This window comes from uncultured Microscilla sp., assembly GCF_947493425.1.
GTDB lineage: Bacteria > Bacteroidota > Bacteroidia > Cytophagales > Microscillaceae > Microscilla.
Window position 1 is genome coordinate 1 of sequence record NZ_CANLRP010000001.1, and the last position, 25,887, is coordinate 25,887.

Below are 25,887 nucleotides of genomic sequence, written 5' to 3' on the forward strand. Positions count from 1 at the left end.
ATTTTTGCTAAAAGTGTTTTTATTTCTTTTTGCTTATACACTAAAAAGGGTTGAGGCATAAGCCGCAACTTGAATTAATTACTAAAATTATAGACCCATGACAAGTCAAGCTACACAACAAAATGGACAAGCAGTGAAGGTAAAACATACTTTTAAACTGCAATATAGTGTGAAAGTAAACATAGCGGCACCCGCAGAAAAAATATGGGGTTTGCTTACCAATGCAGCCGATTTTCCGAAATGGAACTCCACTGTAGAAAAAATAGAAGGGCAGATTGCACTGAATGAAAAGATCACTGTATCTGTAAAATTGAGTAAACGCCCTTTTCATCTAAAAGTGAGCGAATTGGTACCCAATAAAAAAATGGTGTGGCAAAGCGGGGCAGCCGCTTTCAAAGGGGTGAGAACTTATACACTGACCGATTGTGCGGATGGAACAGTGGATTTTGAAATGGAGGAGGTGTTTAGTGGCTTTATGCTTCCACTCATTGCGGGCAGTTTACCTGATTTTACCCAGGCTTTCGAAGATTTTGCGGCTGACCTAAAAATGGCTTCAGAAGCCGGTTGAGTTGTATTTTTTGGCTCTTATTAAGCATCCTGCGGATACATTTTAGGAGTGTACGAAGTTTTTAAAATCTTTGATATACAGGTGTTTATGTGTAAATCAAAGTGATAAGTGTAGGGGCAATCCCTTGCTGTAATGCAATGGAAGTTCTCGATTTATCGGAATGGTTGCCCTAGTGAAGAGCAAACCTAAGCATACAATAACCCTTCAGCCCAATTCTTTATAAGAGCCTTTTTTTTAATTGTCTCAAACAAAAAAATAGTGATGAGCCAAGGGGGTCATTCAGCTCAATGTTATACGTCAAGTAGCCAAACAAGTGCTGGAGGTGTGGGAGCGTAGTAAAACAGAAGTAGAGCAAGGGCAGGTAAATCTTGATGATTAAGCCGTATTTTCTCTGAAACTTTTTATATTGCTTCCAACATCTACGGCAAACGGTTATGAAACACATCGAAGAAAAATTTACAGTACTTAAGCATTCTTTCTTGTCTAAAAATCCTGATGAGAGCTATCGACTCAATCAGTCAGCGCAAGCGTTGGTTATTTTGAGCGACCTGTTTGCGGCAAAAGAGTTATCGCTTGATGAGGTGGTTTTTTTAACCCAATTGGTAGAAGCCGAAACCGACGAACTAGGAATGGAGTTGAGCGAACGCATGAGTTTTTTTATGCCCGATCTGCTCGATCAACAGTTTATTCATGTGGCGAAGGTTCATACACATATAGCGCCCAATGTGTTGATGAAAAACACATTTGTTGCGTATATTTCTATATTGGCGTATGCACACCCCCGCTATAATTTTGTACCTGTCGAGCCTGCTTTGCGCGATAAGTTTACCTTTATGCTTAAAATGACCAAACCTTTGCGTTTAAACTTGCAATATCAAAACTTAAGCAATGCTAATTTGTCGTACTGTGATTTGAGGGGGGCTTTGCTGAACCATGCCAATCTTGAAAATACGATTTTGTTGAGTGCCAATCTTGAAAGTGCCCACCTGACCTCTGCCAATTTTCAGGGAGCCAATCTACGCAAAGCTAACTTAAACAATGTACAGGCACATTTCACCTCTTTTTATGCGGCTACTATGACCGATACTCAACTGGAAAACGCTCAGTTGACAGAGGCCGATTTGCGCAAAGCTAACTTGGCAGGGAGCAATCTCAGTGGAGCATATTTGTACGAAACCAACCTACAGGATGCCGACTTACGCTTGATAAAAGCCCACTATTCGCGTTGGCACGACGCAGACCTTACCCAGGCAAATCTTGCCAACAGTGATTTATTTCAGGCAGACTTGCGTTATGCACTATTGAAAGCTGCCAATTTGCAAGGAGTCAACCTCAAAGAGGCCTATTTAGACCATGCCAACCTGGTGGAGGCAAACCTAAGCGACACTAAAGCTGAAGGGGCGCACTTTCATAATGTAGACCTGACTGGAGCAAACCTCGAATATGCAGATTTTGCTGGGGTAGACTTGTCCATGTCTTGCCTGAAGGATACTTTGCTTGCCCAAACCAATATGGCAGCTACCAACTTAAATCAAAGCGATATGAGGGTACGTAATGTAAAACAGTCGGTGTTTACCGGAGCTACCATGGCCGATAATACACGAGAGTTTTTGGTGCGTAAAGGAGGGTTAATGTAAATCACTATTTTTTTAAATAAAGATGGTGTTTAAAATCCAATACCTGGTATTTGAGCGTCACTACTTTTAGCGCATCTGCGTAGGCAACCAACAAATCTTTGTCAGTGCTTTGTTGTGCCGTAAACTCAGTCAAAAACTCGGTTTTTTGTTTACTTGTAGTAGCAGAGATCAACAGTAGCATATTTTGATTTTTGTACTTTTCTTCAAAAAACTTAAGTTGTGTGCTCCAGTGGTTGTACAGTGTAGGACTTATGATTGACAAGCTCATAAACTTGGGGGTAGTTTGGATTTGAAAAAATGGGTTTTGTTTGATTTGATTGGTATCAGGCAAGGGAGGAGTTTGGGCTTGAGTAGCCAGGTGGCATACAATGTAAATGAAGCAAAAAATGATTAAACGGTTCATAGGGAGATTTTAGGGTGAACAATGAGCTTATTCCTGAATAATGGCCTTTGCTTGGCAAGTATCGGCAAAACTACCAGGCGTAACCTGTACTATATATATCAACTCTATAAAACGTTCAGTACTTTCTTTTTTAGTAAAAACGGTACCGTTTCCGCTAAAAGTATACGCCGCAAAGCTTTGGGCAGGAAAAGCGACCCGGTTGCCAGTAACCACCCCCTCTATTTTTGCCCCACTGTTATAAAAATTTTCTAAAATAATAAGGGAGTCTGTATCGCTGGCAGACCTAACAATTTGCATAGAGTAATCCTGGTTTGCCTTAGACGGGTTACAAGTTTCTGACACACTATAGCGTCCAATAAACTTGTCGCGAGGATCGTCGGAAAACGGAGAAGGAGGCGAACAACTGACCCAAAGACTGAAGATGACGCCATAGATGCCTTGTGAAATTTTCATAGATTTTATATCAAACGTTATTAAATGCCGTGGTGTGGCTAAAATTCGTAACTAAAACCCGTATCTCCAAGCAAATGAAAGCCCTTGTAAAGCCTTGTTTTTTTGTAAGTATGACCAAAAATATCAAATTAGCCTATTTTGTGCTGAATATGTGATACACTAGTAGGCCTATCGAAAAATTTAGTTCGAATTCACTATCTTAGCTTTCTCTAAACCATACCTCCAATATTACGAACATGAAAAAGCTTGCTTTAGCATTATTATACCTGATATTTTTGACTGGTTGCGGAAAGTCATCAGAAGAATCTGGCTCTGCTGCTAAAGATTCAATAGAAAAGATGGGGACAAATACTAAAAAAGTGAAAAATGAACAGATGGATGCTGGGATGGTTAAGAACCGGATTTTTGCTTTTGGAGTAAACCTCAAAGATTGTGATGCTTTGACTTACTCGGAGTATTGGGCGATGATGAAATTTAACAACGACAATACTGTAGAAGCCATAACAGCTGAGGCTATGAACACTGGGGGAACTGATTTTTTTGAATTGAGAACTACCTCCAAGGGCACTTATAAGGTAGAGCATAACATTCTGACCATTCAATTTACCTCAGTGACCGAAGAAAAGATAAAGCAAGGAAAAACTGTAGAAAGCAAAGAAAAAAAACAAGAGATTAACTGGAGTTTTAAGATGACCAAATGTGAAGATGGCAGGTTACAACTTAAAAGTAACATGGAAGGCAAAAACGCTTTGGGGGTAAAAGCTGAGCCAGGCGACAATAGCAGTTGGGCGCTGAAGATGTAATACTTTGACCACACAATACTCTCCAAAACTACCTACACAACCATACCCCCGTTTTTATCGGCTAGTGCATTGGGGATTAAATAAGTTACCCAACCAATACTTTAACCATTAAACTGACTTGGCAGCATTTGTATTACAACCAATAAGTTTAACTATTTATCGGCTTTCGGCGTTGTAGTGTTGATACTTAAATTAAGCGCGATGAGTTATGTTTTGCCCAAAAAGATCGTATGGTGTTATTAGAAAACATAACTAAAACCCATCATGAAATTATGAAACAAAATTTTACATTATGCCTGTTTTTGATGGCAGTGACTGTTACATTATTTTCGTTTACTGACAATGACGCTCAAACCGACCTCAAAAAAAGCATGGAACGAGGCAAGCGTATTTATGGCAGTTATTGCCAAACTTGCCACATGCAAAACGGTTTGGGCATAGAAGGTGTTTTTCCTCCTTTGGCAAAGTCTGACTACTTGATGGCAGACCGACAGCGTTCTATTCACCAAATACTGAATGGAGCATCGGGCAAAATGGTAGTCAATGGCAAAACCTATAACGGCAACATGCCCCCACAAGGACTTACTGCCAAACAAACAGCTGATGTGCTCAACTACATTATGAATAGTTGGGGCAACAAGGCCGAAATTGTAACAGTGGGCGAGGTAAAAGCTGCTCAAAAGAAGAAGTAAAGCAGTAAGAAAACCAATATTTTAAAGGCTAAGAGTGTATCATACATTCTTAGCCTTTTTTGTGGTATAAGGTTATTTTTTGACTACCTCTCCATTGATAGACAGTACCGTTTTGGTTTGCTGGGCGTTAGAGGTCAAGGTAATAGTTTTGTTAAAACTCCCTGGTTTTGCTGCATTATATACAGCCGTTACTTCTCCCTTTTGACCTGGTCTGATGGGTTGTTTGGGATAGTTGGCTACAGTACATCCGCAAGAACCCACCGCACTTGTAATAACTAAAGGCTCGTTTCCGGTATTTACAAAGCTAAAAGTAGCCTTTGCTGGCTTGTTTTGCGTTATTTTGCCAAACGAGTAGGTGGTCTTTTGCCATTGAAAAGATGCTTTGCCAGTGTTGATGGTAGCCTTCTGGGGTGTATTAAACGCCATTTGTTGGGCAAATACGGTAAGTCCTGCTAATAAGATAAGAGAAAGTGCAAGTGTTAATTTTTGTTTTATCATGACTAAAAAATGTTTTGGTTATTTGATGACTCAAAGGTATGAATGTCTATACAAAGGTGGAGTTAATGATTTTTGAATATATGTTAATGGGCTGTTAATAGAAGATAGTGGGGCAGTAGATAGCTTTTTTACCCCTAAAGCTATTCTTTGTTAAGAAATAAAAGTACACGATTGACTTCATAATTTGTTAACATAAAAGCAGCGTTAAATTAACTGACTTGCCAGTTTAAATGCTTATAATATTAATTTTGTATGTTGTGTGTTTTTGTGAAATATAATTTTGTTGAAAATGCAAATATTAATTTAATGTTATGTAAATGCCTGTGATTACATAAATTTTTAATAATTCATGTTAAAATGTTACATCGAATAAAGTAAGTGACTAAATAGTTTTGAGCAACCAAATCCTACAGAAGTTAGGAAGTAAACCGACTTTTAAATTTGCACTTGAGGCATTCCGAACCTGCCTCTTAAACTCAAAACCCAATGAAACATTTTAAACATCTGACACTTACGCTTATATGCTTGCTGTTAAGCATGCTTACCTGGGCACAAACCCCTCCCTCCAACCTTGATGGAGCATCGTTACGTAGTTGGCTCAAAGCCAATTATTATGAGGGCAAACATCATACACTAGGGTATACCGAGGCCCGCAGAAAAATGTATAACTACATTGATAACAAAAACAGTAAAATTAGCGGAGTATACTCCGGGTATGCCAAGAGCTGGTCTTATGGAGGTACCAGTACCAACCCTGACCCTATCAACTGTGAACATACTGTGCCTCAAAGCTTTTTTGGAAAAGCCGAACCTATGAAGTCTGATATTCACCACCTGTTTCCCACCTACAAAAACTGGAATAGCGTTCGTTCTAACTACGCTTTCGCTGAAATTGACGACAATCAAACCACCCAATGGATGCGACACACAAGTTCCCAATCCAGTCGTCCCTCCTCCGGTATAAATGAATACAGCGAATATGCCAACGGTAAATTTGAACCGCGCGAAGATCACAAAGGAAATGTGGCTCGCGCGGTTTTTTATTTTTTCACCATGTATCCTACCCAAGCTGGCAATATTACTTCAGTAGGTAATCTCAACACCTTATATCAATGGCATTTGGACGATCCGGTAGACGCTGCCGAAATTGCCCGCAACAACGCTATAGAACAGTACCAGGGCGACCGCAACCCTTACATAGACCAGCCTCACCTGGTAGCACGTGCCTGGGGGTTTACCGATGCCAGCAATGGTGGAGGCGGAACAGCGGCTTATTGTGCCTCTAAAGGCAATAGTGTGGCTGATGAATGGATTGGGCAAGTAGCAGTTGCCAGCATTTATAAATCATCGGGTGCCAATGGTGGTTATGCCGATTTTACCTCAGAGTCAACGAGTTTGACACAAGGTGCTACTGTAAATTTGACCATCAAACCAGCCTGGTCAGGGAGTATATATAGCGAGGGGTATGCAGTTTGGGTAGATTTTAACCAAGATGGCGATTTTACCGATAGCGGCGAGCAAGTATTTACTCATTCGGCCACCAGTGCAAGCGTAGTTACAGGCTCTTTTACGGTGCCTGCCTCGGCAGTTGTAGGTGCTACCCGTATGCGTGTATCCATGAAATACAACGGGATACCTACTTGTTGTGAGGCAATCTCTTATGGCGAGGTAGAAGACTATACTGTAAATATTGGAGCAGGCAGTGGAAGCAGCAACAGTGGTGGTGCAGGAGGAAGTGGCTCACCTGATTTATTTATTTCTGAATATGTAGAGGGCACCTCTTACAATAAAGGCGTTGAAATTGCCAATCTTACTGGTGCCACAGTGAGCTTAAGTGGCTATTCTTTGCGCAAGCAAGCCAATGGTTCAGGTAGCTGGCAAGTACTCAATCTAAGTGGTTCATTGGCAAGCGGTACCGTGTATACTTTGGCAAACGCCTCTGCGACTTTCTCGGCAGATCTGAAAACCAGCCACACTGTACTTAATTTTAATGGAAACGATGCCATTGCTTTGTTTAAAGGGGAGACACTCATTGATATAGTAGGGGCGTATGGTGATAGAAACTATTTTGGGCAAGAAGTAACTCTAGAGCGTAAGTCATCAGCGTATACCCCCTCTTCTGCTTACAACCCTGACCACTGGGCACGGCACGGACAAAATACTTTTTCTTACTTTGGGCATATAGGCGGAGCCAGCCACCGTACTACAGTGCAGCCAATTGCTACAAACAGTGAGGCAAGGGTTTTTCCCGTGCCTGCGAGCACTCGGGTAACCATACAACTAAGCCAGGCCGCCAAGATAGTAGTAACAAATATGCAAGGTCAGGTAGTGTACCAAAGCTCCCACAAACGCCATGTCTTTGGCATAAACGTAAGTGCTTGGAAAAAAGGTGTTTATGTATTGGCTATTCAAAACAGCAAAACCACTACGACCCAACGCTTGATAGTTCGTTAAGCTGTATTTTTCGAAGAGTTTTTTGATATAAGTTTTTATGAAAAAATAAATCAAAAACATTGATTTTATCCCTAAATGTTAAATGATGACATTTTTTTAGTAAAATCATTGCGTAACTTTGCCTAAATTTAATGATGTACTTTACTTATATTAAAGTCTCCAGTAATACAACATACAACGAGGACAAAAACTTTATTGGGACTTTTTAATTAGAAAACCGCACTAAAACTCAGTATTTGGTGCGGTTTTTTTTGTATTTACTCAAAGTATTCCTACAAAAAATACTCCTCAAAATCTCCCATAAATCATTTCAAATATTACTTTTGTTATCAGTAGTATGTACCAAGACAAAATTAAATACACCTAATATGCAAGTATAACTATCATATTATGAGAGAGTTATCTTTGCTTGTAGCTTATAGCTTGCTGCTACTTATAACTTATTTTAATACACACTGATCGTTTACGGCACAATGCCAGGCAGTTAACCTTTCTCAATGATAAACAAGCACTTAACCCTGACTCTTTTGAGTCAATTATTGATATTGATATTTTTTGTCCAATGCACCCCAAACGTCGAGTCAAGGCAAAACAACATTGCGCCAGTGTTTAAACAGGCCATTGCCAGGCAAGTACTCCACAACAATCTGTCAGATCATAAGCCTATGAAAAAAGCCGATAGTTTGGTCAACGCTTATCTGGACACTTTTCAGCTTAAGGGAGCTTCGATGGCTATTGTCAAAGATGGGCAACTGGTATATGCCAAGGGGTATGGTTATGCCGATAAAGAAGCAGGGGTAAAAGTGCATCCAGGGCATAAGTTTCGCATTGCCAGTGTCTCGAAACTGGTGACAGCAGTAGCAGTAATGAAATTGATTGATGAAAAAAAACTGGCGTTGAATGATACCGTATTTGGCAAAGCAGGAATTTTGAACGATTCGCTCTATACCACAGCAGTAGACCAGCGGATGTACCAGATTACAGTCAGACAATTGCTTAACCACACCGCAGGTTGGTGTCGTAAATGTGTGGGCGACCCCATATTCAGACCTTTAGAGGTAGCGCGTAAACTTGGTATTAAATCGCCTCCTTCTCTCAATGATGTAACCCGTTTTGTGTTTGCCCGGAAGCTATGGTATGCACCTGGGAGTCATTTTGGCTACTCTAACTATGGTTACGCTATTTTAGGCGAAGTTGTAGCCAAAATAGCCGGAGTATCTTATGAAAAATATGTGCAAGGTTTATTGGCAAAACTGGATATAAAAGGGATGAGGTTAAGCAAAAACCTATTAAAAGACCGCGCCCCACTGGAGGTAAAGTATTACGAGGGAAAAGATGTGCCTAAAGCTCGCTCAGTATATAACCCTCGTCAGAAAGTTTTGCGTATGTATGGAGGCAACAATCTGGATGCACTGGCAGGGGCGGGTGCCTGGATTGCCTCTCCGGTAGATTTAATGAAATTGGTTACTGCCATTGATGGGTTTGATAATGTGCCTGACATTTTGAGCAAAGACATTGTGCATCAAATGATGACCCCTGATGACGAAGAAGGGAAACAAGTGTTGGGTTGGCGTTGGTGCTCGCCACGTGGGTGTTGGCGCACTGGTAGCTTGGGTGGCTCAGATGCTGTAGTAACTACCTTGAAGAACGGTATTAGTTGGGCTTTTGTGACCAATACCAGTATTGACAGTAGGTCAGGAGTAAGGGAAATTTACGGAGTAATGGCACAAGTATTAAAGGCAACCAAAAGCCAGTTGCCTGATGTAAACTATTTTGGACTGAAGCCCCCACAAAAATAACGGTTGGTTTGAGCGAGCATCAGAGAAGTAATGCCAGCTGGCAGTGTACACAGGATTAGATAATGCCCAAATGACAATACCATAAAAACCAGTATTCAATAACCTGGATTGTTAAATTTGCTGATTTGGAAGCGTGTGAATAGTTTTTTGGCGTAAAGTGTTTATATACAGTTAGTTATGTTGGGAAGGGTGGCATCCTGTTGGGGCAAACAGGTAAACAGTATTACTTTACTTGATTTGCTACCATTACTCAGGTATGATTTTAGTTTATACCAGTAAAGCCTAATAGCCTGCAAAGGATATGGACTATTCACTAAAAAGCATTATATTTCCTGTATTATAAACAGAGAGACTCTTATGGCAAAGAAAGGTGAGAACAAAGAGATAAAAGTAACTACACAGAAAAGCTCAAGTACTATACGGCAGCGGATTATTCGAAGCTTTGCAGTGCTTGCAGTGGTTATGGTGGTTTTTACTGCCGTAACACTCAACGAGTTAAATAAAATCTCTCGGATCAATGCCTACATCGACAATACCATTAACCCCACCAAAGTACATCTTCAGGCACTTAATGAAATGGTAAACCGCAGCTCTATATTTTTGCAGGTGTACATGATTTTTGAAAATAACAACCGAAAGGTAGAAGGCGATTATAAGCAAAAGCGAGCAAGCATCTGGAAAAAAGAAATCAAGCAAATTTATGATACACTGGCGGTGTATGAGCAAAAGTGGCAAAACCTGGACATGAAGCTCAAGTACCTCAACTTGCAAACCACCCTCCAAAAGCTCGAAAACAGCCAGATTTTGATAGAAGAAGTAATAGCCAAGCGCAGCGATGACATTTATAACCTTGAGAACATAGAAAATCTGGCAAATCACCAAAACGATGTATTACTTACCCCACAAACCAGCAGTCGGGAAGATGCTTTCAGTAAGAGGGTGTTACCTTTGATCAATCAAGTGCACAATGAAGTGCTAGAACTACAGGGTATTCAGAACCGAGAGCTGGAAATGAAACACGGGCAAATTGCTCACCTCTGGAATGTTTTCTGGATGTTGTTTGTAGCGCTTGGGGTGGTATTGTTTGTCATCATGCTTTACCTGATCCGCGATTTGTCTCATAAAATTCTGCGGAATATTTATCAATTGCGTGACTATGTGCGCATGCTACGAAGGGGAGAACTGCCCAAATACCTGAAGTCGCTGGAAGACGAAACCAGTGAGATTGTAGAAGAATTACAGTTGGTGACCTATCACTTGCAAAAAACAAAAGACTTTTCGTTGCAAATTGCTGATGGCAACCTGGAAAGCAAACTGGATGTTTTTGAGGAGCATAGCGAAATGGGCGAAGCATTTAATCAAATGCAAGAAGGGCTCAAACAGATTGCTATTAAAGACCAAGAGCGCAAGTGGGTAAACGAAGGTTTGACCAAGTTTAACAGCATTGTGCGTGAAAGTAGGCAAATACAAGACCTTGCCGATGAAGTAATATCAAACCTGGTAAAGTATCTTAATGCTAATCAGGGAGGTATATTTGTGCTCAATGACAAAGACTATGATGCTCCTTGTATGGAACTTACCTCGGTGTATGCCTTTGACCGTAAGCGTTTCCTGAAAAGGCAGATTTATTTGGGGCAAGGGCTTGCCGGGCAAAGCTGGCAGGAGAAAGATGCGGTATATTTGCAAGAGGTTCCTTCTGGATACACACTGGTAAACTCTGGGTTAGGCAGCGCCAACCCACGTAGTATTTTGGTCATTCCTATGATTGTAAACGAAGATGATGTGGTAGGCATTATCGAACTGGCTTCTTTTCATTTGTTTAAGGATTATGAGATAGAATTTGTAAAAAAACTTGCTGAGAACATTGGTGCCAGCGTGACTACTCTTAAAAATAACTATGAAGCTCAACTCCTGTTGAACGAAGCCCAGGAAACAGCCAAAAAATTAAAGCGAAAAGAAGAAGAAAGTGCCTTGAGTCTGCAAGAGTTGGTAACTACTCAAGAAGAAATGAAAAAGAGCCAGGCAGAACTGACTGGTCAAATGACTGCCATTAATACTACGCTTGCCACGGCTGAGTTTGATATGCAAGGCACCATTCTTAATGCCAATAATCTTTTTCTTGAGATGTTTGGTTATAGCATTTACGACATCAAAGACGGCCACCATTCTATTTTTGTTGACCCCAAAGAAGTAGACAAGCCCCGTTATAAAAAGTTTTGGCTGGAACTTCAGGAAGGTTTGCCCCAAACCGAAGAGTTTAAAAGAATTACCAAAGACGGACGTGAAATCTGGTTAAATGCTTCTTATACTCCTGTAAAAGATGTAAAAGGGCGCCCTTATAAAGTCATAGAGCTTGCCATAGATATTACTGAGCAAAAGCAGTTGAGTATGGACTTTAAAGGAGAACTGGAGGCCATTAATAAAACCAACGCGGTGGTAGAATATGACACCGAGGGCTATATATCAAATGCGAATAATATCTTTTTACAGTTGATGGGCTATCGTTTAAACGAAATTAAAGGTAAACACCACTCTGTACTGGTAGATACTAAAGACCCTGCCACGGTGCAGTATATGCAAGATTGGAAAAAGCTGGCCAGAGGCAAGAGCCTTACTGGAGAGTTCCAGTACATCAATAAGTCGGGCGAAAAAGTATGGGTGAGAAGTAGCTATAACCCTATCTTAGACTTGAATGGGCAGCCTTATAAAATACTGAACTTTGCTCAGGATATAAACGATGTAAAGACGTATGAAACAGAGCTAAAAGAGAATGCTTCTATTTTGCAGAAACAAAAAACCGAGCTAGAGCAAAATCAGTTGGCTTTGACTGGACAAATGACTGCTATCAACACTGCACTTGCCACGGCAGAGTTTGACATGGAGGGTAACATACTTGAAGTGAACAACATCTTTTTAGATGCGCTTAAATATAATGTATATGAGCTCAAAGAGCATAAAGATATTTTGCTGTTGGAAGAGGGAGCAGAGGATATGGCAACTTATAAGAAGTTTTGGAGCGAGTTAAGAAGAGGCATTCCTCAAATAGGAGAGTTTAAGAGGGTAGCCAAAGACGGACAGGCTGTTTGGTTGAACGCTACCTTTACCCCTGTAAAAGACATTACTGGAGTACCTTACAAGGTGATTCAACTGGCAACTGTGATTACCCAGCAAAAGGTTCAAAACATGGACTACGAAGGGCAAATGTCTGCCATTAACAAATCGAATCTGGTGATAGAGTTTGATATGAAAGGGTACATCTTGCATGCCAATCAGCGTTTTCTTGACCTGATGCAATATAAATTGATAGAGTTGGTAAATAAAAATCACAATATTTTTGTAGATGATTTTACCAAAACCTCTGATGATTATAAAACTTTATGGGAAAAACTCTTTAATGGAGAGTACGTAAGTGGGCGTTTCAGAAGGGTAAAAAAAGATGGTACTGAAATATGGTTTAGTGGAACTTATAATCCAATATTTGATCTGAATGGAGAGCCTTACAAGATTGTAAAGTTTGCTCAAGACATTACAGAAGTGAAATATTTTGAAGTAAAAGCCCGCCAAAACACCCGAAAACTTAAGAAAAGAACCGACGAATTGCTCAAAGCGAATAAAGCTATTGAAGAAATTCGAATGAGAGATCAGGCAAAAATTGAAGAAAAAGAGGAGGAAATAGCAAAGTTGAAGGCAAAAATTGAAGAATTATCAAAAAATGATGGACATAACTAAGGCTTTTTGTTAGATTTGCGCCCCATTTTGGGCTCATTCTATGCTTATTTATCAACAAATTATTATTTATTAGCATTGTTAATTGAGTCCTTATTACTAACTTTGCATTTCAAAAAAGAAACGTGTTGAGTAATGGCTGGAAATAAAAGACCCAACAGAAAAGGAAAACCTTCTACTAACAAAGGTAAAAAAGAGCTCCATACACAAGAAGGAGACACTACTACTCAAATATTTGAGAACCTGGAAAGTGCAGATACTTTGCAGGAACGCTTGCTAGGAACAGAAACTTTCCTCAAGAGAAACCAACGTATCATTACTATAGTGCTCGGTGTATTGGTTGTAGCAGTAGCTGGCTATCTTGTAATGAACTACCTGCAAGGCGAAAAGGAAAGAAAAGCTCAAGAAGAAATCTTCTTTGCTCAACGATATTATGAAATAGACTCCTTGAACCGTGTAGTGAATGGTTTTGGAACCAGACCTGGTGCCAAGGCTATCAACGAAGACTACTCTGGCACCAAAGCCGGAAACCTTGCGGCTTTTTATACAGGCGTAGCTTACCTTAAGCAAGGCAAATTTCAAGAAGCAGTCAACTATCTAGAGGAGTTCAGTACTTCAGATTTATTGGTGCAAGCCCGTGCCTATTCATTAGTCGCTGATGCCTACCAAGAGTTGAAACAGTATGACAAGGCTATTTTGAACTACAAAAAAGCTATAGATCATGAACCAAATAAGTTTTTTACCCCTCCTTATCTAATGAAGTTAGCACTTGTATATGAGTTGCAAAATAAACCCAAAGCAGCAATCGCTACTTATGAGCGTTTATTGAAGGATTACCCAAACGCCTCAGATGCAAACAATGCCAAGAAATACAAGGGCAAGCTTTTAGCTCAGAAAAAATAGGGAGAGATATAATTATTACCTTAAAAAGGTTGAAAGGTATCATCTACCTCTCAACCTTTTTTTGTTTATATACACATCTGTTTTCCTGAATTTAAGAAATAATAAGCATGGCATCATCTTTAAAAAACTTGAGTGAATACTCTCAAAAAAATTTGAGTGACATTAGCAATAAGCGTTTTGCCATTGTAGTGGCAGAGTGGAATGAAGAAGTAACAGGAGCATTGCTGGACGGAGCAATAGCTACTTTGACTAAAGAAGGAGCTAAAGACGATCATATTGTGGTAAAAACTGTACCTGGTAGCTTTGAGCTAACCCTGGGAGCACAGTGGATGGCACAAGACCCTAAAATAGATGCGGTGATATGTATAGGCTGCATTATTCAGGGCGAAACACGACATTTTGACTTTATTTCTCAGGCGGTGGCTACTGGCATTACCGATGTATCGCTGAAGTACGGCAAACCCGTGATTTTTGGGGTGCTTACTCCTGATACTCAGCAACAGGCTTTAGACCGGGCAGGTGGCAAACACGGAAATAAAGGCGATGAAGCGGCAATTACAGCCATCAAAATGTTAGGGTTTTAGAACAGCAATTTAATTATGGGGCTATTTGCCCCGTAAATCTCAAATACACTTCAAACCTTTAAAATAAAAACACACAGAAATGAAAGTGCTTAAATTTGGAGGCACTTCGGTAGGAAAACCGGAGCGCATGCGCCACATTGCTCAGTTGATTAATAACTCAGATAAGCAAGTAGTGGTACTTTCGGCATTGTCGGGTACAACCAATAGTTTGGTAAATATTGCCAATCATTTGACTTACGGGCGAAATAAGGAAGCCCTGGAAGAAATTGAGCAGCTACGAAAACACTACGAAGCTTTTATCAAGGAGTTGTATAAACAGGACAAGACTTACCAGAAGGGGCTCCAAATTGTTTCGGCGCATTTCGGTTTTATAGAAACCATCATAGAGATGGAAGGAGCTGGTTTTACGCTCAAAAAAGAAAGAGAATTACTTGCACAAGGCGAATTGTTGTCTACCAAGTTGTTTCAAAACTACCTGAATGAAGTCAACGTTCCAGCCGTGTTGTTGTCAGCGCTTGATTTTATGCGCATCGACGAATACAACGAACCTCGTTTGGGCGTGATTGAGCAAAAACTCAAAGAAATAATCGCACGATACCCACAAGATACGCTATTTATTACCCAAGGATATATATGCAAAAATGCCAACAATGAAGTAGACAACCTTAAGCGGGGTGGCAGTGATTTTACCGCGTCGTTGTTGGGGGCTGCATTGCGGGCTGCCGAAATACAAATATGGACAGACATTGACGGGATGCATAACAATGACCCCCGCATTGTAGAAAAGACTTTTCCTATAGCTGAGCTATCGTTTGAAGAAGCCGCAGAGTTGGCTTATTTTGGGGCAAAAATTTTACACCCAGCTACCATTCATCCGGCAAAAAAATACAATATTCCGGTACGACTCAAAAACACCATGCAACCAGAGGCAGAAGGAACCATTATCAGAAATATTCCGGATGAAGAGGAACAGGTAAAGGCAGTTGCAGCAAAAGATGGCATAGTGGCAATCAAAATTAAGTCGAGCCGAATGCTGTTGGCTTATGGTTTTTTACGCAAAATATTTGAGGTGTTTGAGCAATACAAAACACCTATTGACATGATTACCACCTCAGAAGTGGCAGTATCTATTACCATCGATGATGACACTTTTTTGCACGAAATAACTGAGGAAATCAAGAAAATAGCCACTATAGAAGTAGACGAAAACCAAAGCATTGTGTGTGTGGTGGGTTATTTTCCTTTCAATAGGGGAGGGCTTGCCGTAGAGGTATTCGAAGCAGTAAAAGGCATTCCTGTTCACATGATTTCTTATGGTGCCAGTTCGCACAACATTTCGTTATTGATAGACACTCAAGACAAAGAAGCATTTTTGACTGCGTTGAATAACAATTTGTTTTTGAAATAGCATAATTCAAACTAAAAAAAGCTTCAGGGATTTACTTTCTGAAGCTTTTTTTATGCCTGCTCTCAAACAAAGTTTGTTTTCGCTCTTAGGAATTGTTCAAAAATAAATTTACACTCTGAGGGGTGATTTTTCGCCTTGATACTTCGTTATTTTTATTACCCGTAGCGCTGCTATGGGCGCAAAAAATAGCCTCGTCTCAAAACAAAACCTCTACCTCAAGAATGGTAATTTAATTTCTCACCATTCCTTAGGAATGGTGTAAAAATAAATTTCTATAGTAACGCTAAAATATTTTGTTGCTAGACGAGGTACGGCAATATCCAGTGGATATTGAGCGAGCTTGAGGGATGGTCGGCTAATAGCATCGCTATTCGGCTATTTTTTAACAAAGTATAGCAACAAAAGATGAGGTTAAGAATGCGTATTTATTTTGGTACCATTCCTTAGTCTTGGCTTAAGTCGTTGGCCTTGGAAATTGCCCCAAGGTTTTCCCAAAAAACTAATTTGACACCTTTCTTTTTAAATTTTACCATAATGATAGCCACTTGCTTGTGCTGAAAAAGGTAAATATTCTTTGGGCGCTTCTTAGCAATGGCGTACAGGTCTGGAAAGCGTCCAAACTCTCGGTTTTTGTCTCCAAACCCTTTTTCTTTGAGATCCTGAGGTATAGGTTTAATTTTATCGAGGTGTTTGTCTATGATCAACTTAAGGTTGTGGGCGTTATAGCCAAAATCATGGGGTTGATCTTTTTTGTTTTTGATTCCTTCTATAATCATATCACCTATGGTATGATCTTGACCTTTGGGTGTGTCTGATAAGTGTTTTACACTTCCTTGGTAAAGGTAGTTTTTGAGCTTGTCAAACTGTTGGGTTTCCACAAGTTGATAAATCTTCTTGAGTAGTTTTGCTGGAGTTTTTGCCTTGCTTTGGGCTTTTATACCTGTACTACCTACAAATGCAAGTAATAAAACAACATAGTAATATTTCATTTTCATGATGGTTATTTCTCACCTCCATCTGTTGTTTTAACTGAGTTTTTTTTAGACTCACTTGTGCCACTGTTTTTGTTGGTGATACGCTTCAACCCTTCCCAAAATACCAATTGATACCCTTTGCCTATTTTTGCCATCAGGATATGCGCTCCTTTATGGTCAAAAATATAAATATCTTGTGGGCGTTGTTCCGAAATGGTTTTAAGGTCAGGAAACTGGGCAAATTCTCTGTTTTTTTCGAACAAGCGCTCTCTTAATTTTTGAGGAATGGGTACAATCCTATCTGAGTATTTGTCAATAACAAGCTTGAGCCCTTGAGCATTATAAGAAAAATCGCCGCTACCTCTTCCCTTTTGAATGCCTTTTAAAAGTAATTCACGCAGGGTTTTACCGGTCATGCCTGTGTGCTCTTCGGATACTTTGCCATTGTAGAGAAACTTTTTGAGTTTGTCATATTTTTTGGCTTCGGCAAGTTTATATACTATTTTGAGTAGTTTGAGAGGCGTTTTTGCCCGGCGTTGTGCCATTGTTGTAGAAGTGCCTAATAACAAGATGAGCATTAAAAAACTGAGCTTTTTCATCATTGATAAGTTTTATATAAATATAAATTGTTTTGATTAGATGGATGTATCGAAAATAACCTTGTTGCGTGTATACCTGTCCAGCAAAACGGCTTTACTGTGTATAACGGTTACTTCCCTCCATTTACTACTTTAGGTTCTGTACTGTTTTTATTGTCTTCTATGATATTTGACAAGCCTTCCCAAATGACCAGAACAAACCTCTTTTTCTTTAGCTTTGCCATGAGTATATGCACCCCTTTATGGTCAAAAATATACAAATCATTTGGGCGGTTATCTGCCAGGTACTTTAGATCAGCAAATTGGGCAAATCCATCATTTTCTTCTCCAAACAACTCATCAATCAATTTTTTAGAAATAGGCGCAATTCGTTCAGCGTGTTTGGTAATGATTGCATTGAGCCCTTGGGCATTGTAAGCCGCTACTCCGATTGTTTTTTTACCTTGTATGCCTTCCAGTATCAATTGCCCCATTGTTTTATTAGCCATTTCTTTTATAGGCGCATTGGTGATTTTTCCCTGATAAAGGTATTTATTTAGTTTTTTGTACTTTTTTTCTTTGGCAAGTTTATGAATAGTTTTGAGCAAGTCTAATGGAGTTTTTGCGTGTTTTTGGGCATAGCCCATTGTTCCACAAAATATGGTAATGAGTAAAATAACACTGAGTTTTTTCATAATGGTAAGTATTGTTTCTCAGTAAAACGTTAGAATTATCTAATTGGTTGAAGTATGGCTTGCTACACTGTGGTAAAATTGCTCGCTCAAGGCAATAATATCATCTTTGCGAGCTACCTGACTTTTCCAGGTGGTTGGAATGGCTTCATAGCCATAGTATAGCCCTGCCAATGCGCCAGTCATTGCCCCAATTGTGTCGGCATCTTCCCCCAGGTTAACGGTTTTGAGCACTGCCTCTTGGTAGTTGTTGGTGTTGAGCAGGCACCAAAAACAAGCCTCTATGGAGTCTACCACATACGCTGTAGAAGAGATAGATTCTACGGGGAGTTGCTTAAGGTTACCATCCAGCACCCGTTGGTAGTAGGCAGCTTCTTGCTGAAGGTTTTCTCTTTCTTTGATAAAGTCGTTCAGGGTTTGAGTCGTGGCTGCGTATGCCTTGGCAATGTCAATATCACCACCTCGCATAAGCCATATGGCCATCTCAGAGAAGATAAATGCGCCAATTATAGAACGCAAATGGCGATTGGTCAATGAGGAGAGTTGTTCTATATATATAAACCGTTCGCTGATAGACAAAGTACGGGTATGAAACCCCAAAGGTAGGGTATAGTTGAGTGCCCCATTGCCATTATCCATTTCATCGTTGCCACCAGCTTCGGAAAGCTCAGTGCCATTCTTAATGCGTTGGATTGCTTTGGCTACAATCACCCCCACATCAAATACTTCTCCATCGGCTGTCCAGTAGTTATGATACAGCCAATCTACAAACTTTTTGGCAATGTCGTGTAAGTTAAACCCTGTAAGCAAGCTTTCGGCTACGCAAAATGTCAGCGAACCATCAGTCGACCATATTCCAGCAGATTTTCCATATATTCCTCCTTTACGCATGCCTGTTACTGGGTTTTCGCTCAGCTTTTGTCTGCTTTGAAACTCTGCCGGAATACCCAGTGCATCGCCTGTTGCCAAGCCCATAAAAAAACCCTTGACACGATCTAAACTAATATCAGAAACCATATTTTTGATTGTTTAAAAACAGCAAAGGAGGCAAGCATTTTTGTATATCAGCCCCCTGTCTTGACGCAATAAGGTAGGTAATTTGAGCAAAATGAAAAAAACTTTGGGCAATTATTTAGGTAAAAACAGCTTTCTGGTTTTGTTGATAGACATGATCATTTCACCCTAAAAAATTTACTACATATACTTAGTATTTAGCCAAGACCAAGTGTATCCTTAAAATTAACCTTAATTGAGTACTAGGTTGAGTGATAGTATTCAAGAAGAAGGAAAGGCTTTTGTTGAAGCAGCTAAAATACAAAAAATAGTCACTTGGGCTATGTAATAAGCAATTTGTTGTACGATTGTTTAGAATTTGTTTGGCAGTAACAGTGTATGATATAACAGAGTTGTTCCATGTACTTACTCTACCCAGCTTTTACCTTCGTTGAGCTCAGCACAGTAAAACTGTAGCTTCTGTTTTTTAAAAATACTCTCCTCACTTCGTCTGTTCCGAGCTTGTCCTCGAAGGTTGTGTGTCTTCACCAATTGATAAATTCCGCTATACGGAGCCGATCGAAACCCTAAAATAAGTTGTTTTTTAGGGTTGTGGGTGGTTTGATTTGTGGAGACACAAATCAGGGCGAAAAATAGTAGGGTAGAGTACCAGGTACTCATCTGTAAATAATACAAATATACCAAGGTGCATTAGGGATGTTACCTGATGGTTGATTAGTAATATTACCTATTCTTGATTGGTATAAGAAAATAGGATAAAATTTATATGAAAAAATAAAACTTTATGCTCCCTTTTTAGCGTACCATGCTCTAAATAATAGCAATTAACCAGACACCTTACAACCAACCATACTATGGCAACCAAAATTTTAAATTAAGACTATGATGAGTACATTTATTTTAACTTTAGTAACAGCAGCCTTCACCTTCACATCCCCTACCTTAAACAGTAACAACAACACAAGAGTCAACCAAAACTATTTATACCAACATTGGGTAATGTCTCCTTCGGAGTCTGTCAAGGGAGTAATAGTATACCGCCCTTATGAAGTGGCAGAGCAGAAGAAAGTACCCAATCGTTTGTTGTATACAGGGCTTACTTTCGAAAAAGGAGGGAAGCTTCTTAAGCACAGATGGAGAAAGCATGGGAGTAACCGTGGCCCTTCATTTGATAAATATAACTGGCACTGGACACAAAGAAATCGTGTAGCCATTCTCAATATTGCCAGTAAGGTAGGCAACGGGTTAGACTATAGAGTTGAGCAGTTGGATAAAAACATGTTGAAAATACGTAAGATAAGGAAGCGCCGTTAGGCTCCCAATATAAATAAAGTAATACCATTGAAGGCAAGCCTTTTGGCTTGCCTTCAATGGTTAACCTCTACCTGGGGCGGCCAGTGCCTTTAAAATACCTGATATATTTACCGCTCCACACCGTACCCCGGTGGGTAATATAATACCCACTGCGTACACTTCTTTTTACTCTTTTTATTACTCCATTCACTTTTTTAATCCCACGATAACCTGCATCAATAAAGTAATACCTGAGGTGCCCATTGATGGTATCTATTTTACTTACTACCATTGCATGCCCAATACTCTGTATGTTGCGGGTTTTGCCCTTACCTATAAATACATAATCGCCCAGGCGTATATCGTTTACTTTGGTGCTGTATGCCCCATGCTTTTGCAACACATCGGCCATCTTGCCGCTCATCGATTTTAGTTTATTGGCATACAAGCGTTTTGGGGTAAAAAACTGATCGTATTTTACCAGTTCATGGGGTTGTAAATAGCCTCTTTGTTGTTTGATCTTACGTGCTTTGTCTGATTGGGCAGTAGAGTTTACCTCTCGAACAAAATAAGAACAATCTAACTTTTTACCTTTGGCTTTTGCCTTGGGGTCAGCTCCATAAGTACGTTGGTCGCGAGGGTTTTCGTAAGCTTCTTGTGCCAACAACGCCCTTTTTTTACCTGCAGTAGCGTCATAAGGAATTTCTATTGTTTTTACAGGAGGTTTTACCTCTTTTTGAGCCGAAGGAGCCACTATGGTAGTAGAAGCAACAGAGTCTTTGGGAGTGACTACAGGTGGATGTTGAGTAGTGGTTGATCCGTGGCAGCCCCAAAGACTGCCCACCATCAACCAAATAAATACATTTTTCAAAGCTTGTGATTAGGTTAGGTTTTTTAACTTAAGTCCCAGCGGGCTTTAGTACCCCTAATGTCATAATGTACAAATGTTTTGTAAAGCCCCAGCCCGCCTTGGGTCATTTTTCCGGCTTTAGTCAACGCTTCTATTTTGGCGTGTACTTGTTTAGGAGTATATCCTTTAACGACTATATCGGCAGCTTTAGCATACAAATGCTGGCTATTTGCTTTGCCCCCTACTGCCTTGTTATGGCTTGGGGTGCGATAAGAGGAATTAATGGTAATGCCTGCCCCCATTTCGCTGCGTAATATTTCCAGTTGTTTCATAAGGTTTTGTACATTGGGGTAATACTCAGGAGGTACTGCAGTGCCATCATTACAATCAAACTCTGATGCCTTGAAGTTGGTAGAAGTAGGCACACTGTTTTTACCTTTGGTTTTCTTGTCTTTTTCTTCGGTTTTTACCAATGACACATACTTGGCCGATACCCAGCGGTGGTCGCCAATGCGGTGCCACCCGTTTTTGGTTTCTAATATGGTAATTTGCGAGCCATTTTTGATCGCTTGACCATTTTTTCCAAAATTGGCTCCTGCCCCCTTGCGTACATTCAGTGAACTTGCTGTTACAATTCCTTTCTTAAGAGAAGCCTGCTTTTTTTGTCCGTCTAACAACGCATCTACCTTTTTCTTTTGTATTTGGGTGGCTGCATAGGTACGGCTAATCCAGGGAACAGCGCCTAACTCATCGCTTATTCGTTGCAATACTTTTTTATCAAACGACGCCAACGCACTGCCTCCGTGGTTGGTCATTACATACGCCAGGTTATCGCGGTGCAGCCAAGGCATTTTATCAAACACCTGTAGTATGTGCGAGGCATGCGACTTTGCCAATGGTACCAGGGCTGTGCCCAAGGCAATCATATCTATTTTGCCGCTGCTATATTTTTTATAGACAGTTTCTACTGGATTGCTAGTGGTTTTTTTTGTAGTGGTGGTTCCTTTGTCAGGAGTAGTAGTGGTGAATTTAGCCCCGTTTTTATCGGCATACCTGCCAATAAACCCCATTTGCTTTTTTACATCGGCTTCATAGCTTTTGTCGCTTACTCCGCCATCGTCTACCTGGTAGCGACTTCCGCGTTCATTGACAAAGTTTTCGAGTAGTTCGTCTGAGGTACGCGCCGAGAGGTAGTCTTCTGCCATTAAGTGATAATACATGGCTACTCCCATATCACCATCTTTTACTTTGCTCACAAATGATGCAGTGCTGTTGTTATATTCGCCAATGTTAAACGGGTTTTTTGACGCGCTTCGTCCTGTCATCCCCAGGTGAGACTCAAATTGAGCCTGGGCAAGGGCAAACTCTACTGGTACTACCTTGCTTATGTCTTTGCCATAGTGTAAGTAGCTCCAGCGGGCAGCGTTGGCAAACATGCTTCCGGTAATTTTGGTTTTTCCACCCCATTTGCTTCCAGCACGATCGAGGTATACTTGGGCGCGTTTTTCATACTCCTCAAAGTATTTTTTTTCTTCGGCGGTGAGTTCACTTTGGTCTACCGGGGTGTTGTAGGCTTTCTCGAATTGGCTAAACGTCCATTTTTCTGTTTTAGAAGGCGTGTTTTTTCGCTGTATTACCGCTCCACGAGTAGCCTTATGAGTAGTTTGTTTGGCTTGAATAGTTTGGTTGTGCACGGTGTGCGATTTAGACTTATTTTGTGTGTTTGTACCCACATTTTGGGTTTTCATTATTTGATCAGGCATAATTACTTATAGGTATTTAACGAAAGGTATTGTTGTTTTACTTAGGCGAGCAATCTAGTATTTTATTACTAAAAAAATCAGTTTTCGAGTTTAAGTTTATGTGTTTTTTTCTTGTTTGATATGGGCGCTATTATGCGATAATTTGGGCGAATCCCCTGTTTTTTGCCTAAATTTGCCCCAATTGTCACGTTGTATATAGCCTGAAAAACAGGTACAAATCATTAAATTAACAAAATGCAAAAAGTAGGTATATTAGGAGGTGGCCAACTGGGGCGTATGTTGATCCAGGCAGGCATTGATTTCGACCTTGATATTAGTGTGTTAGACCCTGACCCCAACGCTCCCTGTAAATTGTTTGCCAACAGGTTTGAAGTAGGTAAGCTCACTGATTTTGATACGGTGTATCGGTTTGGGCAAACTGTAGATGTGCTTACCATAGAGATAGAAAGTGTAAATGTAGATGCACTGGAGAAACTGCATCAGGAAGGAAAAAAAGTTTTCCCTCAACCCCAGGTCATTCGAACTATTCAAGACAAACGTTTGCAGAAGCAGTTTTATCAAAAACATCAAATTCCTTCGCCTGAGTTTGTGCTCATTGACAATAAGGGGCAGTTGAATGACCATGCTGACTTCTTGCCTGCTTTTCAGAAATTGGGCAAAGATGGGTATGATGGCAGAGGAGTTCAAAAACTCAACAGCCCGGCTGATTTTGAGCGTGGTTTTGAAAAGCCCAGCTTGCTCGAAAAACTGGTAGATATTGATAAGGAAATTTCGGTCATTGTAGCACGTAACGAAAGTGGAGACATGCGCACTTTCCCTGTGGTAGAGCTGGTGTTTCATCCTGAACATAATTTGGTAGACTACTTGTTGGCGCCTGCCCAAATTACTCCCGAACAAGTCGCCCAAGCTGAAGCGTTGGCAAAAGAGGTGATGCTTAAGCTAGATATGGTAGGTTTGCTGGCGATAGAACTGTTTTTGACCAAAGAAGGCAACATTTTAGTAAATGAAGTGGCTCCTCGACCTCATAATAGCGGGCATCATACTATCAAAGCCAATGGAACCTCACAATATGAGCAACTGTGGCGGGCTATTTTAAATTTACCTTTGGGAGATACCAGTGCGCAAAGTTTGGCAGCAATGGTAAATGTGTTGGGGGCAAGCGGGCATACTGGCAATGCGCACTATGAGGGTGTAAACGAAACTTTGGGGGTAAAGGGGGCTTATTTGCATTTGTATGGTAAAAAACTGACCAAACCTTCGCGCAAAATGGGGCACGTGACTATTCTTGATCAAACGCTGCAAGGGCTCGAAGAAAAGATTGACCTGATTAAGGGCAGTATTAAAGTAGTGAGTAAATAACGCTTGAACCAACTGGTTTGTTGTTGGGGCAAAACTATCGCTGGTTTTGCTTACAAAAGGCGCACGCCACCAAATATTTTTCTTTTGGTGGCGTATGCCTTTTTTTATTGATAGAGTTGGTTATTTTGTTGTCTTATTTAACGCCTCAGCGATTTAATAATAAACAGTAGGACTACAGCACCACCCACTGCGGTAAATATACTGGGAAGGCTCAAACCTCCAACTGTTGCTCCTGATATTTTGAGTACAGAACCAAGCCAGCCTCCTAAAAAACTACCAGCTATACCAATTAATATAGTACCTGGCAATCCGGTGCCTATGCCACCAATTAGTTTACTTGCGATCCATCCAGAAAGTGCCCCTAATAGCATCCATACTATAATACTTGCGATTGTCATAATTATATAAATTTAGAGTTTGTTTGTGATATAGTAAATATTTACCTGACTTACACCAGGTAGTTGTTAAGTTACTAAAAAAAATGCCTATACGAGAGCAAAAAGTAATTTAATACTTCTTATTGTTATTATTTGTTAGTTAATCAGCTGATTGTATTGGCTATAATTTTTTTCCTTCCCTTATAAATCTTGCTTTTAAAACCCTTATTTGAGATAAAACGAGCAGCATTGAAGTATTTTGGGTAGGTGTGTGGTCAAACGCATTGATTGATGTTTGGTGCCCACTTCTGGTTCATTGTTTTGTTGCTCCTAAAAATACAACAAAGAGTTGCCCCAATTGTTTTTGCATCTAAACTTTGACAGCCCATTGTCAAGGTAAAATCAGTCGCTATTTTATGCAATACTCCAGCGTCAAAAAATCAGTAAATAAACAAGGCATTCAGGCGATAATTCCGGCAGATGGCAAAACTGCAGAATTGACTTCGGTAGTAGCTGTTTAAGGCAACTAAAGGGTACGTAAAAACGCTTGTCTTTTTCTGATTATTTGCTTTCGATAAAATACACATTAATTGTACTTATCCGCTATAAAAATTTTTACTCTGTAATTGGATTAATTAGGTAGTTTATTGCAGTAATGGAGTCAATGATACTATAATAGTTGAGATTAATTACTACTTCGGAGGGTTTTTGTTAAAAAAGTGTAAATATTTTAGCCTCTTAATGTATGACTACGCTCCTTTTTTCAATAGCTTTGCAAAACGATTCGGAATAAAGAATATTTTATTTTTTGACTAAATTTAGTTTGCAAAAGAAGTAATTTGAAATAAAAATTTGTAGTTTATTAAGATTTGGGTTTTAGGCGTATATATGTTGATAAACCATTTCAAAACTACTTTTCCGGTATAAGCCGGGTATTTTATTTAACTAATTCTATTCTGTTATTTTTTTAGAAAATATAACACCAGCTATTGATTATAAGACGAGCTATGGACAAGTAATAATTGAGGGAATTATAAGCAGCATTGAGCGAGGGATTGA

General features: G+C 40.0%; 22 protein-coding genes. 12 read left to right on the forward strand and 10 right to left on the reverse strand.

Annotated elements, in window-relative coordinates; genetic code table 11:
* The first annotated feature begins 97 nt into the window (after positions 1 to 97).
* Both Q0954_RS00005 and Q0954_RS00010 read left to right on the forward strand, forming a co-directional pair.
* Positions 98 to 568 (forward strand): SRPBCC domain-containing protein, encoded by a 471-nt coding sequence (locus Q0954_RS00005; RefSeq protein WP_299452034.1) that lies wholly within the window; start codon positions 98 to 100, stop codon positions 566 to 568.
* A gap of 434 nt (positions 569 to 1,002) precedes the next feature.
* Positions 1,003 to 2,205, forward strand: coding sequence for a pentapeptide repeat-containing protein (locus Q0954_RS00010; RefSeq protein ID WP_299452036.1), 1,203 nt, complete (start codon positions 1,003 to 1,005; stop codon positions 2,203 to 2,205).
* 4 nt (positions 2,206 to 2,209) lie between these two features.
* Here the strand turns inward: Q0954_RS00010 and Q0954_RS00015 are convergent, their stop codons facing one another.
* A complete protein-coding gene (locus Q0954_RS00015; RefSeq protein WP_299452039.1) occupies positions 2,210 to 2,608 on the reverse strand; it encodes a hypothetical protein in 399 nt (132 codons plus the stop codon).
* 27 nt (positions 2,609 to 2,635) lie between these two features.
* Positions 2,636 to 3,061, reverse strand: a complete 426-nt coding sequence (locus tag Q0954_RS00020; protein WP_299452042.1) for a hypothetical protein — start codon at positions 3,059 to 3,061, stop codon at positions 2,636 to 2,638.
* Positions 3,062 to 3,297: 236 nt separating this feature from the next.
* On the opposite strand from Q0954_RS00020, the gene Q0954_RS00025 reads away from it, so the two are divergent.
* Positions 3,298 to 3,864 carry a hypothetical protein gene (locus tag Q0954_RS00025; protein WP_299452045.1) on the forward strand — a complete coding sequence of 189 codons (567 nt, stop codon included), beginning with the start codon at positions 3,298 to 3,300 and terminating at the stop codon, positions 3,862 to 3,864.
* A 272-nt stretch (positions 3,865 to 4,136) separates the two neighbouring features.
* On the forward strand, positions 4,137 to 4,556 hold the full coding sequence (locus Q0954_RS00030; protein ID WP_299452047.1) for a cytochrome c: 420 nt from the start codon (positions 4,137 to 4,139) through the stop codon (positions 4,554 to 4,556).
* A gap of 72 nt (positions 4,557 to 4,628) precedes the next feature.
* Here the strand turns inward: Q0954_RS00030 and Q0954_RS00035 are convergent, their stop codons facing one another.
* Positions 4,629 to 5,054, reverse strand: coding sequence for a DUF1573 domain-containing protein (locus Q0954_RS00035; protein WP_299452050.1), 426 nt, complete (start codon positions 5,052 to 5,054; stop codon positions 4,629 to 4,631).
* 486 nt (positions 5,055 to 5,540) lie between these two features.
* Between Q0954_RS00035 and Q0954_RS00040 the strand changes: the two genes are divergently transcribed.
* The 6 genes from Q0954_RS00040 (at position 5,541) to Q0954_RS00065 (ending at position 15,928) form a co-directional block, all read left to right on the forward strand.
* Entirely contained in the window at positions 5,541 to 7,508 is a 1,968-nt protein-coding gene (locus tag Q0954_RS00040; protein ID WP_299452052.1) for an endonuclease, read from the forward strand.
* A gap of 605 nt (positions 7,509 to 8,113) precedes the next feature.
* The gene (locus Q0954_RS00045; protein WP_299452055.1) at positions 8,114 to 9,307 is read left to right on the forward strand and encodes a serine hydrolase; all 1,194 of its coding nucleotides are present in this window, start codon (positions 8,114 to 8,116) and stop codon (positions 9,305 to 9,307) included.
* A gap of 357 nt (positions 9,308 to 9,664) precedes the next feature.
* Positions 9,665 to 13,036 (forward strand): PAS domain S-box protein, encoded by a 3,372-nt coding sequence (locus tag Q0954_RS00050; protein ID WP_299452057.1) that lies wholly within the window; start codon positions 9,665 to 9,667, stop codon positions 13,034 to 13,036.
* 132 nt (positions 13,037 to 13,168) lie between these two features.
* Positions 13,169 to 13,936 carry a tetratricopeptide repeat protein gene (locus Q0954_RS00055; RefSeq protein ID WP_299452058.1) on the forward strand — a complete coding sequence of 256 codons (768 nt, stop codon included), beginning with the start codon at positions 13,169 to 13,171 and terminating at the stop codon, positions 13,934 to 13,936.
* Positions 13,937 to 14,043: 107 nt separating this feature from the next.
* Positions 14,044 to 14,520, forward strand: a complete 477-nt coding sequence (ribH, locus tag Q0954_RS00060) for a 6,7-dimethyl-8-ribityllumazine synthase (protein ID WP_299452059.1) — start codon at positions 14,044 to 14,046, stop codon at positions 14,518 to 14,520.
* Between the two features lie 79 nt (positions 14,521 to 14,599).
* Positions 14,600 to 15,928 carry an aspartate kinase gene (locus Q0954_RS00065; RefSeq protein WP_299452061.1) on the forward strand — a complete coding sequence of 443 codons (1,329 nt, stop codon included), beginning with the start codon at positions 14,600 to 14,602 and terminating at the stop codon, positions 15,926 to 15,928.
* A 443-nt stretch (positions 15,929 to 16,371) separates the two neighbouring features.
* On the opposite strand, the gene Q0954_RS00070 is transcribed toward Q0954_RS00065, so the two are convergent.
* The 4 genes from Q0954_RS00070 to Q0954_RS00085 all read right to left on the reverse strand — a co-directional run bounded on the left by Q0954_RS00070 (position 16,372) and on the right by Q0954_RS00085 (position 19,189).
* Positions 16,372 to 16,917: a hypothetical protein gene (locus Q0954_RS00070; RefSeq protein ID WP_299452064.1), complete on the reverse strand. Its 546-nt coding sequence runs from the start codon at positions 16,915 to 16,917 to the stop codon at positions 16,372 to 16,374.
* Between the two features lie 11 nt (positions 16,918 to 16,928).
* A complete protein-coding gene (locus Q0954_RS00075) occupies positions 16,929 to 17,504 on the reverse strand; it encodes a hypothetical protein (RefSeq protein ID WP_299452066.1) in 576 nt (191 codons plus the stop codon).
* 107 nt (positions 17,505 to 17,611) lie between these two features.
* The gene (locus Q0954_RS00080; RefSeq protein WP_299452069.1) at positions 17,612 to 18,175 is read right to left on the reverse strand and encodes a hypothetical protein; all 564 of its coding nucleotides are present in this window, start codon (positions 18,173 to 18,175) and stop codon (positions 17,612 to 17,614) included.
* Between the two features lie 39 nt (positions 18,176 to 18,214).
* Entirely contained in the window at positions 18,215 to 19,189 is a 975-nt protein-coding gene (locus Q0954_RS00085) for an ADP-ribosylglycohydrolase family protein (protein WP_299452070.1), read from the reverse strand.
* An 879-nt stretch (positions 19,190 to 20,068) separates the two neighbouring features.
* On the opposite strand from Q0954_RS00085, the gene Q0954_RS00090 reads away from it, so the two are divergent.
* Complete coding sequence (locus Q0954_RS00090; protein WP_299452073.1) at positions 20,069 to 20,500, forward strand: hypothetical protein; 432 nt, start codon at positions 20,069 to 20,071, stop codon at positions 20,498 to 20,500.
* A gap of 67 nt (positions 20,501 to 20,567) precedes the next feature.
* Here Q0954_RS00090 and Q0954_RS00095 read toward each other — a convergent pair whose 3' ends face one another.
* Positions 20,568 to 21,350 carry a hypothetical protein gene (locus tag Q0954_RS00095; protein WP_299452076.1) on the reverse strand — a complete coding sequence of 261 codons (783 nt, stop codon included), beginning with the start codon at positions 21,348 to 21,350 and terminating at the stop codon, positions 20,568 to 20,570.
* Positions 21,351 to 21,373: 23 nt separating this feature from the next.
* On the reverse strand, positions 21,374 to 23,092 hold the full coding sequence (locus Q0954_RS00100) for a D-Ala-D-Ala carboxypeptidase family metallohydrolase (protein WP_299452078.1): 1,719 nt from the start codon (positions 23,090 to 23,092) through the stop codon (positions 21,374 to 21,376).
* Between the two features lie 234 nt (positions 23,093 to 23,326).
* Here Q0954_RS00100 and Q0954_RS00105 point away from each other — a divergent pair, with 234 nt between their 5' ends.
* The gene (locus Q0954_RS00105) at positions 23,327 to 24,451 is read left to right on the forward strand and encodes a 5-(carboxyamino)imidazole ribonucleotide synthase (RefSeq protein WP_299452080.1); all 1,125 of its coding nucleotides are present in this window, start codon (positions 23,327 to 23,329) and stop codon (positions 24,449 to 24,451) included.
* Positions 24,452 to 24,588: 137 nt separating this feature from the next.
* Here Q0954_RS00105 and Q0954_RS00110 read toward each other — a convergent pair whose 3' ends face one another.
* Positions 24,589 to 24,849, reverse strand: coding sequence for a GlsB/YeaQ/YmgE family stress response membrane protein (locus Q0954_RS00110; protein ID WP_299452083.1), 261 nt, complete (start codon positions 24,847 to 24,849; stop codon positions 24,589 to 24,591).
* Positions 24,850 to 25,887: the final 1,038 nt, after the last annotated feature.

Excerpts from the sequence above, each read along its gene's own strand:
- Q0954_RS00020 (WP_299452042.1), bottom strand. The coding sequence starts at position 3,061 with ATGAAAATTTCACAAGGCATCTATGGCGTCATCTTCAGTCTTTGGGTC.
- ribH (WP_299452059.1), top strand. The coding sequence starts at position 14,044 with ATGGCATCATCTTTAAAAAACTTGAGTGAATACTCTCAAAAAAATTTG.
- Q0954_RS00080 (WP_299452069.1), bottom strand. The coding sequence starts at position 18,175 with ATGAAAAAACTCAGTGTTATTTTACTCATTACCATATTTTGTGGAACA.
- Q0954_RS00015 (WP_299452039.1), bottom strand. The coding sequence starts at position 2,608 with ATGAACCGTTTAATCATTTTTTGCTTCATTTACATTGTATGCCACCTG.
- Q0954_RS00075 (WP_299452066.1), bottom strand. The coding sequence starts at position 17,504 with ATGATGAAAAAGCTCAGTTTTTTAATGCTCATCTTGTTATTAGGCACT.
- Q0954_RS00010 (WP_299452036.1), top strand. The coding sequence starts at position 1,003 with ATGAAACACATCGAAGAAAAATTTACAGTACTTAAGCATTCTTTCTTG.
- Q0954_RS00055 (WP_299452058.1), top strand. The coding sequence starts at position 13,169 with ATGGCTGGAAATAAAAGACCCAACAGAAAAGGAAAACCTTCTACTAAC.
- Q0954_RS00105 (WP_299452080.1), top strand. The coding sequence starts at position 23,327 with ATGCAAAAAGTAGGTATATTAGGAGGTGGCCAACTGGGGCGTATGTTG.
- Q0954_RS00090 (WP_299452073.1), top strand. The coding sequence starts at position 20,069 with ATGATGAGTACATTTATTTTAACTTTAGTAACAGCAGCCTTCACCTTC.
- Q0954_RS00030 (WP_299452047.1), top strand. The coding sequence starts at position 4,137 with ATGAAACAAAATTTTACATTATGCCTGTTTTTGATGGCAGTGACTGTT.
- Q0954_RS00110 (WP_299452083.1), bottom strand. The coding sequence starts at position 24,849 with ATGACAATCGCAAGTATTATAGTATGGATGCTATTAGGGGCACTTTCT.
- Q0954_RS00085 (WP_299452070.1), bottom strand. The coding sequence starts at position 19,189 with ATGGTTTCTGATATTAGTTTAGATCGTGTCAAGGGTTTTTTTATGGGC.
- Q0954_RS00035 (WP_299452050.1), bottom strand. The coding sequence starts at position 5,054 with ATGATAAAACAAAAATTAACACTTGCACTTTCTCTTATCTTATTAGCA.
- Q0954_RS00050 (WP_299452057.1), top strand. The coding sequence starts at position 9,665 with ATGGCAAAGAAAGGTGAGAACAAAGAGATAAAAGTAACTACACAGAAA.
- Q0954_RS00040 (WP_299452052.1), top strand. The coding sequence starts at position 5,541 with ATGAAACATTTTAAACATCTGACACTTACGCTTATATGCTTGCTGTTA.
- Q0954_RS00005 (WP_299452034.1), top strand. The coding sequence starts at position 98 with ATGACAAGTCAAGCTACACAACAAAATGGACAAGCAGTGAAGGTAAAA.
- Q0954_RS00100 (WP_299452078.1), bottom strand. The coding sequence starts at position 23,092 with ATGCCTGATCAAATAATGAAAACCCAAAATGTGGGTACAAACACACAA.
- Q0954_RS00070 (WP_299452064.1), bottom strand. The coding sequence starts at position 16,917 with ATGAAATATTACTATGTTGTTTTATTACTTGCATTTGTAGGTAGTACA.
- Q0954_RS00065 (WP_299452061.1), top strand. The coding sequence starts at position 14,600 with ATGAAAGTGCTTAAATTTGGAGGCACTTCGGTAGGAAAACCGGAGCGC.
- Q0954_RS00025 (WP_299452045.1), top strand. The coding sequence starts at position 3,298 with ATGAAAAAGCTTGCTTTAGCATTATTATACCTGATATTTTTGACTGGT.